At 55.5% G+C, this 13,540-nt stretch carries 11 protein-coding genes; 4 read left to right on the plus strand and 7 right to left on the minus strand.

The window, feature by feature from the left end; genetic code table 11:
• Positions 1–186 precede the first annotated feature (186 nt).
• From HZB34_13515 to HZB34_13530, 4 genes are all read right to left on the minus strand, one after another.
• Complete coding sequence (locus HZB34_13515) at positions 187–1,032, minus strand: formylglycine-generating enzyme family protein (protein ID MBI5316977.1); 846 nt, start codon at positions 1,030–1,032, stop codon at positions 187–189.
• Positions 1,033–1,225: 193 nt separating this feature from the next.
• Entirely contained in the window at positions 1,226–1,885 is a 660-nt protein-coding gene (locus HZB34_13520) for a class I SAM-dependent methyltransferase (GenBank protein MBI5316978.1), read from the minus strand.
• A 62-nt stretch (positions 1,886–1,947) separates the two neighbouring features.
• On the minus strand, positions 1,948–2,433 hold the full coding sequence (locus HZB34_13525; protein ID MBI5316979.1) for an MOSC domain-containing protein: 486 nt from the start codon (positions 2,431–2,433) through the stop codon (positions 1,948–1,950).
• Positions 2,430–3,317: a 50S ribosomal protein L11 methyltransferase gene (locus HZB34_13530; GenBank protein MBI5316980.1), complete on the minus strand. Its 888-nt coding sequence runs from the start codon at positions 3,315–3,317 to the stop codon at positions 2,430–2,432. Before HZB34_13530 ends, HZB34_13525 begins: the two co-directional genes overlap by 4 nt.
• 256 nt (positions 3,318–3,573) lie before the next feature.
• Here HZB34_13530 and HZB34_13535 point away from each other — a divergent pair, with 256 nt between their 5' ends.
• Positions 3,574–5,454 carry a hypothetical protein gene (locus HZB34_13535; GenBank protein ID MBI5316981.1) on the plus strand — a complete coding sequence of 627 codons (1,881 nt, stop codon included), beginning with the start codon at positions 3,574–3,576 and terminating at the stop codon, positions 5,452–5,454.
• On the opposite strand, the gene HZB34_13540 is transcribed toward HZB34_13535, so the two are convergent.
• The 3 genes from HZB34_13540 to HZB34_13550 all read right to left on the minus strand — a co-directional run bounded on the left by HZB34_13540 (position 5,441) and on the right by HZB34_13550 (position 8,215).
• On the minus strand, positions 5,441–6,049 hold the full coding sequence (locus HZB34_13540; GenBank protein ID MBI5316982.1) for a hypothetical protein: 609 nt from the start codon (positions 6,047–6,049) through the stop codon (positions 5,441–5,443). The two genes, HZB34_13535 and HZB34_13540, sit on opposite strands and share 14 nt — an antisense overlap.
• Positions 6,050–6,077: 28 nt before the next feature.
• Positions 6,078–6,530, minus strand: coding sequence for a hypothetical protein (locus HZB34_13545; protein ID MBI5316983.1), 453 nt, complete (start codon positions 6,528–6,530; stop codon positions 6,078–6,080).
• A 197-nt stretch (positions 6,531–6,727) separates the two neighbouring features.
• Positions 6,728–8,215: an FAD-binding protein gene (locus tag HZB34_13550; GenBank protein MBI5316984.1), complete on the minus strand. Its 1,488-nt coding sequence runs from the start codon at positions 8,213–8,215 to the stop codon at positions 6,728–6,730.
• A 239-nt stretch (positions 8,216–8,454) separates the two neighbouring features.
• On the opposite strand from HZB34_13550, the gene HZB34_13555 reads away from it, so the two are divergent.
• The 3 genes from HZB34_13555 to HZB34_13565 all read left to right on the plus strand — a co-directional run bounded on the left by HZB34_13555 (position 8,455) and on the right by HZB34_13565 (position 12,983).
• On the plus strand, positions 8,455–10,656 hold the full coding sequence (locus HZB34_13555) for a sigma 54-interacting transcriptional regulator (protein ID MBI5316985.1): 2,202 nt from the start codon (positions 8,455–8,457) through the stop codon (positions 10,654–10,656).
• A 446-nt stretch (positions 10,657–11,102) separates the two neighbouring features.
• Complete coding sequence (locus tag HZB34_13560; GenBank protein ID MBI5316986.1) at positions 11,103–11,507, plus strand: hypothetical protein; 405 nt, start codon at positions 11,103–11,105, stop codon at positions 11,505–11,507.
• Between the two features lie 105 nt (positions 11,508–11,612).
• A complete protein-coding gene (locus tag HZB34_13565; protein ID MBI5316987.1) occupies positions 11,613–12,983 on the plus strand; it encodes a hypothetical protein in 1,371 nt (456 codons plus the stop codon).
• The last annotated feature ends 557 nt before the right edge of the window (positions 12,984–13,540 follow it).

Consider the following 13,540-nt stretch of genomic DNA (forward strand, 5'->3'; position numbering starts at 1 on the left):
CTTCCGCTTTGATGAAGAGAGTTTTGGGGTTCAGCGTGCAAGAGAGATATGGAATCCCCGTAGGCTGATCAAAACGGTCATCCAACGAGGCCGCAGCCGATGGCCACACCGCAGGCGTACCCTCAGGGGTACGTTGAGGATGTGGCCGAGGTGAGAACGAAGTTGGTGGCCGTTTTCATCAGCCTGCTATGATTTGGCGCAGCGGAAGCCCGTATAGCTGTTGCGCGTCTCAGGTGGGAGCTTGAATCGCCCATAGGTGAGGAGATATTTGGGCAGATCGGACCAAGACCCACCGCGGAGTACTTTGAATTGCCCCTGTTCAGGTCCTTGTGGATTTCGCTCAGGCGAGACTTCGTAGTAGTTCACGGCGTACCAATCCTGCACCCACTCCCAGACATTCCCGGCCATGTGCAAGAGTCCGTACGGACTCTTGCCCTGCTCATAAGATTGCACCGGCATCAAGACCTGGCTGTAACTGAATCGCGCTCCCAAGGCGAAATTCGCCAGGTCCTTGCTGGGGAATTGATCCCCCCAGGGATACAATCGTCCTTCCGTTCCCCTGGCCGACTTCTCCCATTCCGCTTCTGTCGGAAGCCGTTTCCCCTTCCACTGACAATAGGCATCAGCCTCAGACCAGTCTACGCCTATCACCGGACGATCATGAGACTGCGACAGATCGACGCTGTTCCATTGCCATGGCGCGGGACGTTGTGTCGCAAGAAGAAACTCCGCGTACTGCGCCGTCGCCACCTCGTAGAGATCCATGGAAAATCGATCCAACCACACCCGATGCACCGGACGTTCATCCTCCAAGGCCCGCACCCCATCCGATCCCATTGCAAACTGACCGGCTGGAATCTCGACCATCGGAGTCTCAGGTGGCACCGCCTGTTCCACCGGTCTAGTTTTTCTCAGACGTTCAAGCTGGGCTTGGGCAAAGTCATTACTTATAGATAGGCCGATCAAGAGTGGGATAAGGAAAGAGATTCCGAGCAAGAATCGCATGGTGCAATAGCATACATAAGCAAACACCGCTCCGCGAGAGCCATGCAAGTCGGTGTTGAGAAACAAGAGGAGCTGCCGTGGAAATGGGCCGGATGGTCAAAACGATCATCCAACAAGGCCGCAGCCGATGGCCACACCGCAGGCGTACCCTCTGGGGTACGTTGAGGATGTGGCCGAGGTGAGAACGCCGTTGGGGATCGTTTTCACCATCCGGCCTTGCTCAATGGATGATGCCGCTGACAACCCAATGCCGATCATCCACCACATCGATAACCAATCGGCTCAAATTCATCTCTGCCAGCTGCGCTGCTACTTCATCTTGAGTGAACGATGCCAACAGGGAATTGTAAAAGTCGCGCCGCAATATCTCTGATTCCTGCGCCGCATAACGTTCCACGATGGCCTGCGCCTCCTCGTGCGAATCCGGCCTGAGTAGATCCATCACGAGCACGGGAGAGTCTCGCTTCACCAGCTGCCGAAGCCGATACCAGAACTGCAAGGGATTTGGTACATGATGCAAGAGACTGTTGGAGACTACGGCATCGACCGGTTCGACCAACGAAACGTTCTGAAAGCGTTCGCAGCGGAGGCTTATCCGATCAGCCAGGCCCGCCTGTTTCACCGCCTCGGTTGCGAGCGCAATCATCGGCCCAGACGCATCGACAGCGATGATGCAACAAGCGGGAAGCGCCCGTGCGAACCGGACGGGGATATCGCCAGGGCCACACCCAAGGTCGAGGATATGGCCCCCGGTGAACTCCGGAAAATGTTCCCGAAAGCGATCGACGAATCCCTGATTCTCTGTTTCGAAATCCGCCCCTGCATAGGCGAGCGCCTGGTCAGGGTCATCCATCAGCTCAGGCTCAAGTACTCTCTTCATTATCGTCGTTCGTATCTCGTATCTCGTCGCTCGTGGTTCGCAAGGTTCTTACGAGATACGCTTCACGTTTCCACCGCCACTGCGTCTCCCGGTCTCACCATGCCCTCACGCAGAACCTTCGCATACAGTCGACTCCATCCCGGATTCTTCTTTTGAGAGACGCGCTTGTAGTCTCTGTCCAGGAACCACTGGGCATTTTTGTCACAGGGAGAGGTATAACTCATGATCTCGATCTGCACTTCCGGCCCAATCTTGAGCTGGTCTCCCGGTTTCAGTTTCTCCCACTCAAGCCCGGCGAGCGTCAGGTTTTCTCCGGAAGAGCCGGCTTCGATCGAGTGGCCCTCGTCCTGCAGCCGCTCGATCAGCTCTTGAGAATAGAGACAGACCGCGCGATCTGGTCCGCCATGTACCTTCAAATTCTGTTGCCGATCACCCTCGACTCCTGTTTTAGAAACCATGGCCTCCAGCAACGGACGTTTCGGGACTCCTCCATCAGACACATTGATCTGGTATACGTGGGGATAGGGGGGTCGGCCAGTTTCGGTCATGCGTCTATTCCTTCGCAGGGTTCGACCATCAAGAGTTCCAACGCCACCCAGCCTTCCTGTTCACGCCGTCGGGACGTCATAGCGCCGACCCGGGAGAACGCCCCAATAATCTCATCCTCTTGATCGAGCAAGATGCCGGACAGCAAGAGCCTCGCACCATGACTTACGTACCGCCCCAGTTCATCGCATGACAGCAACAGGGTCTGGCAATCGAGATTGGCGAGAATCAGGTCCGGTCGCAATGTGCCTTGCGGATCAATTGTTCCCAACGTTCCGCACCGAAAATCGAGACCATCTCCAAACACGTTTTGAGCGGCATAGTCTTTTGCACATTCCACGGCGACGGGGTCACAATCCACTCCGAGGGCCGAGTCAGCTCCAAGCCGCAATGCGACCATCGCCAGAATACCGCTCCCCGCGCCCACATCCAACACGAACTCGCCGCCGTGAATGAGATCCTCGAGCCACTCCAAGAGCATTCTTGTCGTCGCATGGTGTCCTGTGCCGAACGCCTGCTTCGGATCGAGCACGATCTCGATGTCCTGACCCTGTAACGTTACTGCCTCCCAACTTGGCCTGATCACAATCCGGCGACCGATCCGAATCGGCCTGACCGATTGAGCCCACTGGCGATTCCAATCTTGATCGGGCAATTCCACAACGCCAATGTCGCGTTCGATCGAGGCATCGGGATCGAGTCCCCACAAAGTCCTGGTCAGACGAGCCTGTGCCTCCAGGCTCCACTGCAGTTTCGGCCAATAGAGATGGATCACACCGTTCTCCTCCCATCCGCCTTGGACTCCGGAGTCAGACAGCCTGCTGATCAGCTCCGCCGCATCGACGGCGGTACGAATCTGCACATCGATCCATCCCTCTGATTTCATGATGGGCTAAGAGTCTGCTGAAAACATTCTAGGTGAACCAAAGTTTCCTTTTTCAGCACGTTTACGATAACAATAGCAATGGGGCGCCACACAGGATGCTCAAAAAGGATGTCCAGCAAGGCCGCAGCGAGCGAAGAGGCGAGGCGTACGCTTCGGTACGTTGAGCCTCTGAGCGATACGAGAACGCCGCTGGCGGACTTTTTCAGCATCCTGCCGGAGTTGACGCACTCTCCCCCTTCCCAGTAAGGTCGGCCCTATGGCCCAGAAACAGCCCCCCACGCTGGTTTCGAAAACCAGCTCCCTGACACGCCTGGTCGAGAAGCTCGACCGCATGATTGCCCTGGGCACTGCTTCGAGTTCTAAAATCACCCGCTGGCGTCTCATCATCTTCATCGTCGGAGCGATCTGCACGGTCGCCCTCTATAAAGTGGAATGGTATCAGGCAGGCAATGGAACCCTCGCCGTCTTCGTCGCTCTGTTCATGATCGTAGCCGCTTATCATAACAGGCTCGAAAGTCGTCTGCACCGGCTTCGGCTCTGGAAACAGATCAAGCTCGCGCACCTCGCACGCCTCAGTCTGGATTGGGATCATATTCCCTCTCGTTCATCTCACGCTCCTGACCAACATCCCTATGCTAAAGACTTAGACCTGGTTGGCCCCCATTCGCTCCTCCATTTGCTCGACACCACCGTATCCTCCCATGGACAGGGGCGGCTGGCCTCGTGGCTCCTTGAACAGCCTCCCGGACCTGACCAGTGGCTCCTACGCCGGCGCCTCGTGCAGGAACTTGTTCCAAGATCCCTCTTTCGCGATCGGCTGGGACTCGAAGCACAGCTCATTGGCGAACAGGAGATCAACGGTCGACGGCTGGAAGCTGTCATGCAACATACCGTGGGATTCCCCCGTCTCACAGCAGTCTTGGCTATTCAAACGCTGCTCGCTGCCACCACAATCACACTCGGGTTTGGTGCGCTGCTCAATTGGCTACCAGGTTATTGGATGTGGTCTTTCGCGGCCTACGCCCTCATCTATTTCATGACTGATCAAGGCGAGGAGTTATTGGAACATGCGGTGGGCGTGCACTTTGAATTGGAGAAACTGGGAGCCGTACTCGGGTTTGTCGAACGACACGTCAGGCATCGCCACACGGCGCTCGCAGACTTGTGGGCACCGTTGCTCGTACCAGGTGTGAATCCTCCCCAGCTTGTCCGTCAAGCTGCTCGAACCCTGCATGCGATCAGTGTCAAGGCCCATCCGGTGATCCATCTGCTCGTCAACGCTCTCTGCCCCTGGGATCTATGGTTCACCTATCGACTCCAACAGATTCAAGGTCACGTGGCTGCCCACCTGCCGACCTGGCTGGATCGCCTTGCCGAAGTCGAGGCAGCCTCGGCACTCGCCACGTTTGCAGCACTCCATCCTTCCTATCGCTGGCCTGACCCACTGACCCCCGATCCCCAGCGTAACGGAAGCCAGGCGAGGATTGTTGCCACAGGTCTCGCTCATCCGCTGATTCCTGAGAGACAACGAGTCTCGAACGATCTCGCCCTCGAAACGCTGGGAACCATTGTCCTGGTGACCGGATCCAACATGTCTGGCAAGAGCACTTTTTTACGAACCCTTGGCATCAATCTGTGCCTCGCCCAAGCGGGCGCCCCTGTCTGCGCCGGTCTTTTCGAATGGGGCTGGGTTCGCCTTGCCACCTGTATCCGCGTGGATGACTCACTCGAAGCGGGTCTGTCTTTCTTTTATGCCGAAGTGAAACGGTTGAAAGGCCTGCTCGACCAGACCACTGATCGATCCAGCACACCGGTACTCTTCCTGATCGATGAAATCTTCAAAGGGACCAACAATCGTGAGCGGCTGATCGGGAGCCGTTCCTACATTTCCGCCCTCTCAGAAGGCCATGGATTCGGGTTGGTAAGCACCCACGATCTGGAATTGACTGATCTCGACAAGACAGTGCCCCGATTGCGAAACGTCCACTTCCAGGAAACAGTGGTGGCAGGAGCGCTCCACTTCGACTACAAGCTCAGACCTGGCCCCTGTCCCACAACCAACGCCCTGCGGATTATGGAAATGGAGGGTTTGCCGGTGCCCAAAGCAGAGACTGGCGGGCAGGCTATCGATCCCTGAGCGCGAGCGCGCCCCGATAGAAGAGATACATCCCGCCCATCTGGATCACGTGATAGAGGTCATTGTGATTGAAGTCATGATGAAGCGCGATTTCGTTGACCTGAACAGTCGCAGCCAAGAAACTCACCAGCACTCCTCCCACCAGCCAGGGCGCACTCATGGCTCTACTGGTGACCCCCGCATACAGCTGTAACGCCATGATGCCAAGATTTGTGAAGGCGTAGTCATAGATGGCAAAGCGAAAGTCATCATGAGTCGCCATCCAAATGGCATAGAGAGTCAGTTGAGCATAGGGACTCAGCATCGCGAACCGACGCATCGATGGCCTGATGCAGGCATTGAGGGTGCCCGTCAGCCAAAAGAAGCTCGCCAACCCGACGGCATAGACGGTAAGCATCCATAATTCCTGAAGGACAGTTTGACTGAAAAGCATCGCGAAGCCATGATAAGTCCCACCGGCGAGCGAGGCTAATCCAAAGCAAGCAAACCCGGCAGCCCAAGAACAGATACTCGCCTGCCCAACCTTCTTCCCCGCTCTCCATAGCCGCCATGCGAGGACGCCACACAACGCGACAAGCACATAGTCTGTCGCCATCGTGGTTGGTTCAGTAAGAGACATGTAGTCAGGAAGGCCGAGAAGACTGTGTGCGTCTGCCTCTGTGGTACTGACCAAAGGCGATGATGAAGGCCGCCAAGACCCAATGGAAAAGGATCGGAATCGTCCCGCCGAACCAACGGGCTTCTGGATTGAGATTCATATGGATGATATAGCGAAGGACCATTCCAGCCAAATAGGCATAGCCGAACCAGAGCACCGTTCGACCGAACAGAGGCTTCGCCTGAACAAAGTAGCCATGCCCTCGCGTAAAGTCCCAACAGACCTTTGTAAAGATCGCAATGATGAGCAGCTGCGTCGGAAGCAACAGGGGATAGGCCATTAAGCCGGAATACCACTCTTCCATCGGCGGAAGCCACGTGACATGAAGAAAAGCAACCAAGGCCTGGCCAAGCACGCGGCAGCAGAAGGCGAACAGAAGCATCCACAACAACCAAACCAATCGGCGTGATGGTTTCATCCTAGCAGGCTGCGGAAATACTCAGTTTGTACATAAAACGCGGGTGGAATCGTACCTATGGCGTTGATGTCAAAATAGTCGCAGGATGCTCAAGCTGGTTTGTTTTGTTTATCTGGTTCATTTGGTCTGTCTGATTTGACCAAACAAACGAGACAAACCAAATAACGGTCTTCTTCTGCTGGTGGACTTTTTCAGCATCATGCTAAGGGATCGGCAAACATGGTCCTGTAATGCCGATACCAGTCGCTCTGGAATCGTTCGTGAGGATCGTACTGCCGCTTGAACCGAAGAAACTCTGAAAACTGCGGATAGCAGGCTTCGACTTGCGCGCGAGTCGCCCACTTGTGATAGGTCAAAAAGTAGCTTCCGCCCCGCTTCCTCGCCAAATCGATCAGCCGGCGAAACGATGCCGCTGCCCGCTCGATGCCCTCCGCTGTGTGGGACACGTGAAGATTCAAGACGGTGCAGGCCCATGGTTCTCTCGCCCAGGCGAGAAACGATTCGTCGTCCCGTTCGATCAGGCGAATCGTGCCGTAGATCGCTTCGACCTTGTGTGTTCGGAAATCCTCCCGCATGTCCGCAAAGAAAGACGCCAGTTCCTTCCGTGGCACATAGAGCTCCGAAATCATTTCCGACCCAGGGACTCCAGCCTTCATCTTGCTGTCGAGCGATCGGTGATAGCCTTCCGGATAATAACTCGCTTGATGCGTATCGGACCAATAGATCTGTCCATTCGTCGTCATATACTCGCTAGAATAGACCTCGAACGCTTTCGTCTTATCCGCATGGGCTAAATAGAGCAGACGCAGCCATTGCTCCTCGGAGATTTCCCGCTGCTGACCCGGAATCGGTGTGGCAAGATCGACCGGCTTGTAGCAAGAAAAGATGCCACGCCTGAGGAAGTCCTCGGAGGCAGGATCGAGGGCAAACTGGCAATCCCCATAGAGAAATCCCTCTGCAATCCGCTGCTCGAACCGTTGCATCACGTCATCCACCTGGACCAACTCGACGACGCGTTGAAGTTTCTGCCGTGGCGACAGCCGAAGCGTGACCGATGACACAATCCCGAAAAGACCATACCCGCCGATCGCTAATCTAAACAGATCGGGGTTCTGCGACCGGCTGCACGTCAGCAGCTTTCCATCGGCCGAAACGAGCCTGAAAGACTCGATATCTCCAATGAAGGGCTTGAGCCTCAACCCTCGCCCGTGGATATTGGCCGACAGACTTCCACCGATGCTCAGCCGATCTGCGCCAGTCTGCTTCTGGACAATGCCCCACTGCTTGGAGGCGCCCGCCTGCATGGTAAGAGAGGCTTGAATCAACTCAGGCCATTGCATGCCAGCTTCGACCTCGACCAAGCCGGAGCCAGAATCGAAATTCAGCACTCGGTTGAACAGCCGCATATCCAGATGGAGCGTATCCGTACCGAACTGTTGGGCTCCCATCGCATGGCGGCCACCGGCCACCGACAGGCCACGCCCCTCTCGCACCCCACGTTCTATCGTCCTCTGAATGTCCTGAACCGATCGGACAGAAATCACCTCGCGGACAGTCGTCGGATTCAATCCCGAGTGCACATCGTTGAGAAGAGTGCCGGACGGACGCGCGCCCAACTGAGCGCAACCCCATGGCATTAGCGCCGCTGCGCCTGCTAGTTTGAGGAAGGTTCTTCTGTTGATCATCGTGATCCTCGTATGAGAGACATGAGACCAGCCTATCAACTCCCAAGTCGCTGTCAACTCTGAAGCTATTTTTGTTTGGGTGCTCGCGGCCTCCAACTCCTCCTTGGCTTCGGTCAAGCTTCGGAAGATCCATCGGTCCTTCCTAGTGAGGCCTGACCTTTCCCATCTTTTTATTCCGTTCCCGCTATGCTAAGACTCTGCGCAGGATTCGGGCGCATTCACCTTGCTTGAGAGGCGCCATGACCATCCAACCTTGGATTACCTGCCTGCAAAGCGGAATTCTCATCCGCCATCTCGAAGCTCGCTACCCTGAACAGGCGTCGAAAGTCGATCTCAAACGGGTGATGGGGGCAGCCGATTCGTTCCAGGAAATTCAGGATGCCCGTGCGTTCTTGACCGATGCAAGCAATTGGATCCCCACTTCAGTCTTTCGCGAATTGATCAAGGCCTGTGAGGTGGCGTCAGGCAAGAAAGACTTCACCTATCAAGCCGCTCTGGCCTACTACGAAACTGTCAAGACACAGACCCCGACACTGATCGAAACGATTGCGATCCTCCTCAACGACGTGGAATCGGTCTTTCGGTCTGTCGGCAACTGGGCCTCGGCCTATACGAACTATCTCCAACTTCAATCATTCGTCTGTCCTGATGAAACACAGACCTTGCACATTCTGTCTCGCAACTTGCCGCCGGTCGATCCCGGACTTGGAAACATGCGTCTCGTGCAGGGCAATCTCGAAGGCACTGCGAAACTGGATCCCTCTGTCGACACTGCCACCTGCGAAGAAGCTTACTCACAACTCCGATTAGAAACCCTGGTCAATGAGTTCGGCGACGCTTATGACATGACCACGAAGAACGATCGGTTCACTGTGGCCCGCAGATCGACGGGCGATGTCGTGATCACGGGGCGAACGATTCGTCTCGTTCATACACTGATCCCCATCAAAACCGATGGTATTCCGGCTCCGCATGGTTCCGACGAACAACTTGTCGCCACACTTGAGGGGCCGAACCACCTCTCGGTCTGGACGTTTGAAGAGCCGGCCAGAAAATCCACGACACACATTTCCACGCAGGCCGATCACTGCACCGCGATCCTCATCGAACGCGGCGGTATCCTCTCGAGAGGATCACTGAATACCACGATCAAGGCCGGCTCGATCTACAACGCGCCTTATACCCATTATCGCCTGCGTTGGACGAATCACCCTCCACACGCAAACAACACCGCTGCTGCAGGCCGCTCGCAATTCTTGACGGATCGGCGTGCCTTCGCGCATCAGCTCTTTACGCATTTGAAAAACCTACAGGCCACGCATCGACATATGCTCACCATGTTCCTCCGCAATGTGGAACTGGCGCAGGAAAACATCCAACTGAAGCAGGAGCTGTCTGCGCAACAAGAAACCGGCGGTATCATCGGCAAGAGCGCTCTACTTCTAGATCTTCTTTCTCTGATCAGAACCATTGCCCCCTCGGATACAACGGTGCTGGTGACTGGAGAAACAGGAACAGGGAAGGAACTCGCCGCCCGTTTGATCCATCAACTCAGCCGACGCAAGGACCGTCGCTTTGTCGCCGTAAATTGTGGCGCACTGCCGGAAACGCTCTTGGAAAGCGAGCTGTTCGGTCACGAGAAAGGTTCGTTCACCGGCGCGATAGCCCAGAAGAAAGGGAAATTCGAGCTCGCGGAGGGGGGCACACTGTTCCTAGACGAAATCGGGGATATATCGCCCGCGGTGCAGGTGAAATTGTTGAGAGTGCTTCAAGAACGTGAATTTCAGCGCGTCGGAGGAACCAGCGATCTACGAGCGAACATTAGGCTGATCGCCGCCACCAATCGGGACCTCCTGGCGATGATGGAGCAGAACCAGTTTCGGCAGGACCTGTTCTATCGATTGAATGTCATTCAGCTCTATGTCCCGGCCTTACGGGAACGTCCGGAGGATATTGCCGAACTCGTCCAGCATTTCGCCCAGCAATTTGCCGAGAAAACCGGAAAATCCATCGCAGGCTTGACCCCGGATGCACTGAAGCTCTGCCTGGCCTACAAATGGCCCGGCAACATCCGTGAGTTGGAAAATGTCATGGAGCGCGCCGTGACGTTGGCGCAGGAAGGCAAGAAATGGATTACTCCCGACCTGCTCCCGAACAATCTACGTTCGGCAACGGAATCAGCACCTTCGCTCGATCTTGCTGAGTTGGTGGACCGTGTTGACTGGAGTGCGCTGCTTCAAACACTGGAAACGCGAGGATCGCTTACCGGGCTCTTGAACTACCTCGAATGGACCATCACGCGCCGCGCCGTCGCCGAATACGGCGGCAACAAGAGCCGCGCCGCGAAGGTCCTCGGACGCACCTACCGCTGGTTGCGCAAGCTCGAAAGCGAGATGACCGACCGCAAGCCGCCGACTACACGGTCGACGCCAGGCTCCTGACGGATCCTGATCTCGAGAAACCTTGTTCATCAAGTGCTCCTGTTACGCCGCTGCCTCCAAGACACATCCCACGAATCATTCTCTGCTCGCGCGTGCAAAGATTCTATTTCCACATCGCACGTTCGTGAGAGGGGTTTGGAAGTCGATTCGCCTTCATTGCGCACGACCGTTCAGGCCCTATGAATCGCTGTTCATAGTCCGGGCGTGATATTTCTCCGCTACTCCTCTCGCCCCTGATCCTTTCCCTTAAATTTCTCAGAAATTCTGAGGTCGGTGAGTTTCCGCCACAGGGCATGATTTATGCCCATGATGGTTGGTGTGCGATCAATCAATTGGGGAATTTGGATGTGGAGAGATTAATTACCAACGCAACGCTCGAGACAGCACAACCGGATACCCAAGGAGTTGTGCTGATCAAGAGCAGGAGGTGAATGATGAGACTGCTCATGGCACTGCTACTCATGGCAACTGCAGCACAAGGGTGTTCGATTTATAAGGCCGCGACTGCCCCACCGTCAGTTCCGGTGGACCGTGTAAAGGCAGGCAGTACGCGCTTCGAGGTGATGTCAGTATTTGGTACGCCAAAGATCAGCGACGTGGCTCAGTCGAATGAGCGAACCGATGTGTACGAATTCATCGATGGGAATCCCGATGCCGCAAAGTTAAGAATCATTCCGTATATCGGCGCAGATTTGGTCACGGCAGGCCTTGCTGAATTGCTCTTGTGGCCGCTGGAGCTTGCCACAATGCAAGGAGCAGAGGGCAGGGCAGTCGTGACATATGACCAGGAGAATAGAGCGAAGACGGTGCTGGTTACAAAAAAAGACGGGTCACCTTGGCGATCTAAGTAGAAGGCAGCGAGAGAGACCTCGGCAGGGTTCGATATTTCTAGGGTTGATGAGCCGGCGGCGGTTATTGGGTCAGCTCACTGTTCGTATCAATCGGAGTGTAGCGGCGTGAACATGAAGATCCACAACCTGATCATTCTGGGTCTCTCCTTCCTGCTCCTCATCGGAGAATGGGGTTGCGCACACCACGCCATCGCTCCATCTCCACTACCAGAATCCATGCAACAGCAGCTTGGCAAGATTGGGGTGGTGGTCAGATCGACGGGGGGGCAAAAGACTCTTAGTACTCCTGAAGCTGGACGACTGAGTAATATTAGGAGAGGTGCTGGTGTTGGCGCTGCGATGGAGGCAGGGGTCGGTGCTCAGGGCGGCGTGATTGCCCTTCCCGCATTCGCTGTCCTTGGTCTCCTAGGAGGGACTATCTATGGCGCGATGGCCTCAGAGCCTTGGGAAGAGCAGGATGCTAGCTTCCGAACCATTGTCACCGAACTGAATCTGAATCGAACACTCCCTGAGCGCGTCGCGGCTTTTTCTCGATTGCATGGCTACGAGATCGCGCACCTGAGCACAGGTACGCCGGAGCAGCCTCAGGAACCGTCTCGCTATGCCGCAGCCAGGAGAGACGGTATCGATACGGTGCTGGAGATTCAGGACCTGACGATCAGTCTGAATCCCGCTGAGTATCTGGTGAATCCGGCACGTAGGCTGATTCTCTCGGTACGCGCGCAACTCATCCGAACGGCAGATGCGACAGTCCTAGATGATCGTATTGTGACAGACAAACTCGGACCGGCGCTGGGGCTCAACGAATGGACTGCGGACCATGCCGTACGGTTTCGCCAGGAAGCGAAGCAGGCTTCAGACCGCCTAGCCGAGCAACTCGTCACGGAGTATTTCATGGTGTACCCATTTTACGAACGAGTGACTTCCGAGTTTTTCATGGCAGTACATCTGAAAGGACTTCGCCCGCTGTATCCTGGAGAGAGACCAGAATTTCCGGCCAGTCAAGTAATCAACGAGAAGGACATTTCCCGGCCCATTCCGAATGAATTTCGCATCATGGCGCAAAGGGCCGACGCACTCCAGCCGGTCCTGAGTTGGGAACCGTTCTCCGGCCCCCGCGTCACCTATGAGCTGAAGGTTTGGCGGTCTGGAAGATTGGGCCCTGATGTTCTTGTCTACAGCCGAACCAACATAGAAAAAGCCTCCCACAAGCTAGAGATAACGCTTGAACCATCTTCGCTGTATTACTGGTCTGTGCGCGCGCATTTTGTAGAGCAGGGAAAAGATCGGATCACGGAATGGAGCAGACGCTCGGTGAAGCCCAGCCTTATGGCTAAAATCATGACTTCAGGAATAGCGGCTCTTATGCCAGATCCGGTAGACGAAGGCTTTTATGTGTTCATCACTCCGCCACCGCGTTCCCAAAATCCTAAGCCGGCTGCTTCCCAATCACGATGGTTCCCCTGGGAAAACTAGCCGTTGTCATCACCAGATAGCGAGCAACAGGAGCAATCCACGAGATGAGGGGAGAAAACAGTTCCAGCAACCGTCCCTGTTATGGGCGCGAACAGCGTGTCACCTTCAACGGTGCGTGTCCTGTCGTTGTTTCATTCCTGTTGGAGTCTTCGTATGGATGGCACGGGTTATGCTGTCATCTGGTTAAAGGAACTGCGGAGCCGCGAGAAATGGATGCGAGGCGAGCACAACATCAGGCTGAAGCACTGCATACCAGACCTACGCACCGCCAGCGATAGAGCAGTTGACGTCGTTCCACGATACAGAAACCAGGAGGGTATTGCGGCCCCCCCTCGTTTCGAGGACAGGCCACACACAGAGAAGAAATCACCATGAGACTCAATGGTGCATCGAGGGTGGATCGAATCGCATTCAGTACGTATTGGATTCGAGCCACCTCTTACCGCATGAAAGAGAACAACCGTTCCTGTTTTTTAGGTCCGTGAGCGAATATGCCTCACGCGGAGCAAACGTAGGGAGCAGAGGGAGCTAGTGCAACTAGTGCCCAAAGAATTTCA

The sequence above is a fragment of the Nitrospirota bacterium genome (assembly GCA_016219645.1).
Taxonomy (GTDB): Bacteria; Nitrospirota; Nitrospiria; order Nitrospirales; family Nitrospiraceae; genus Palsa-1315.

What these genes read in the sequence shown, in the direction of transcription:
- HZB34_13530 (MBI5316980.1), bottom strand. Translation starts at nt 3,317, where the DNA reads ATGAAATCAGAGGGATGGATCGATGTGCAGATTCGTACCGCCGTCGAT.
- HZB34_13535 (MBI5316981.1), top strand. Translation starts at nt 3,574, where the DNA reads ATGGCCCAGAAACAGCCCCCCACGCTGGTTTCGAAAACCAGCTCCCTG.
- HZB34_13555 (MBI5316985.1), top strand. Translation starts at nt 8,455, where the DNA reads ATGACCATCCAACCTTGGATTACCTGCCTGCAAAGCGGAATTCTCATC.
- HZB34_13540 (MBI5316982.1), bottom strand. Translation starts at nt 6,049, where the DNA reads ATGGCGACAGACTATGTGCTTGTCGCGTTGTGTGGCGTCCTCGCATGG.
- HZB34_13525 (MBI5316979.1), bottom strand. Translation starts at nt 2,433, where the DNA reads ATGACCGAAACTGGCCGACCCCCCTATCCCCACGTATACCAGATCAAT.
- HZB34_13560 (MBI5316986.1), top strand. Translation starts at nt 11,103, where the DNA reads ATGGCACTGCTACTCATGGCAACTGCAGCACAAGGGTGTTCGATTTAT.
- HZB34_13550 (MBI5316984.1), bottom strand. Translation starts at nt 8,215, where the DNA reads ATGATCAACAGAAGAACCTTCCTCAAACTAGCAGGCGCAGCGGCGCTA.
- HZB34_13520 (MBI5316978.1), bottom strand. Translation starts at nt 1,885, where the DNA reads ATGAAGAGAGTACTTGAGCCTGAGCTGATGGATGACCCTGACCAGGCG.
- HZB34_13545 (MBI5316983.1), bottom strand. Translation starts at nt 6,530, where the DNA reads ATGAAACCATCACGCCGATTGGTTTGGTTGTTGTGGATGCTTCTGTTC.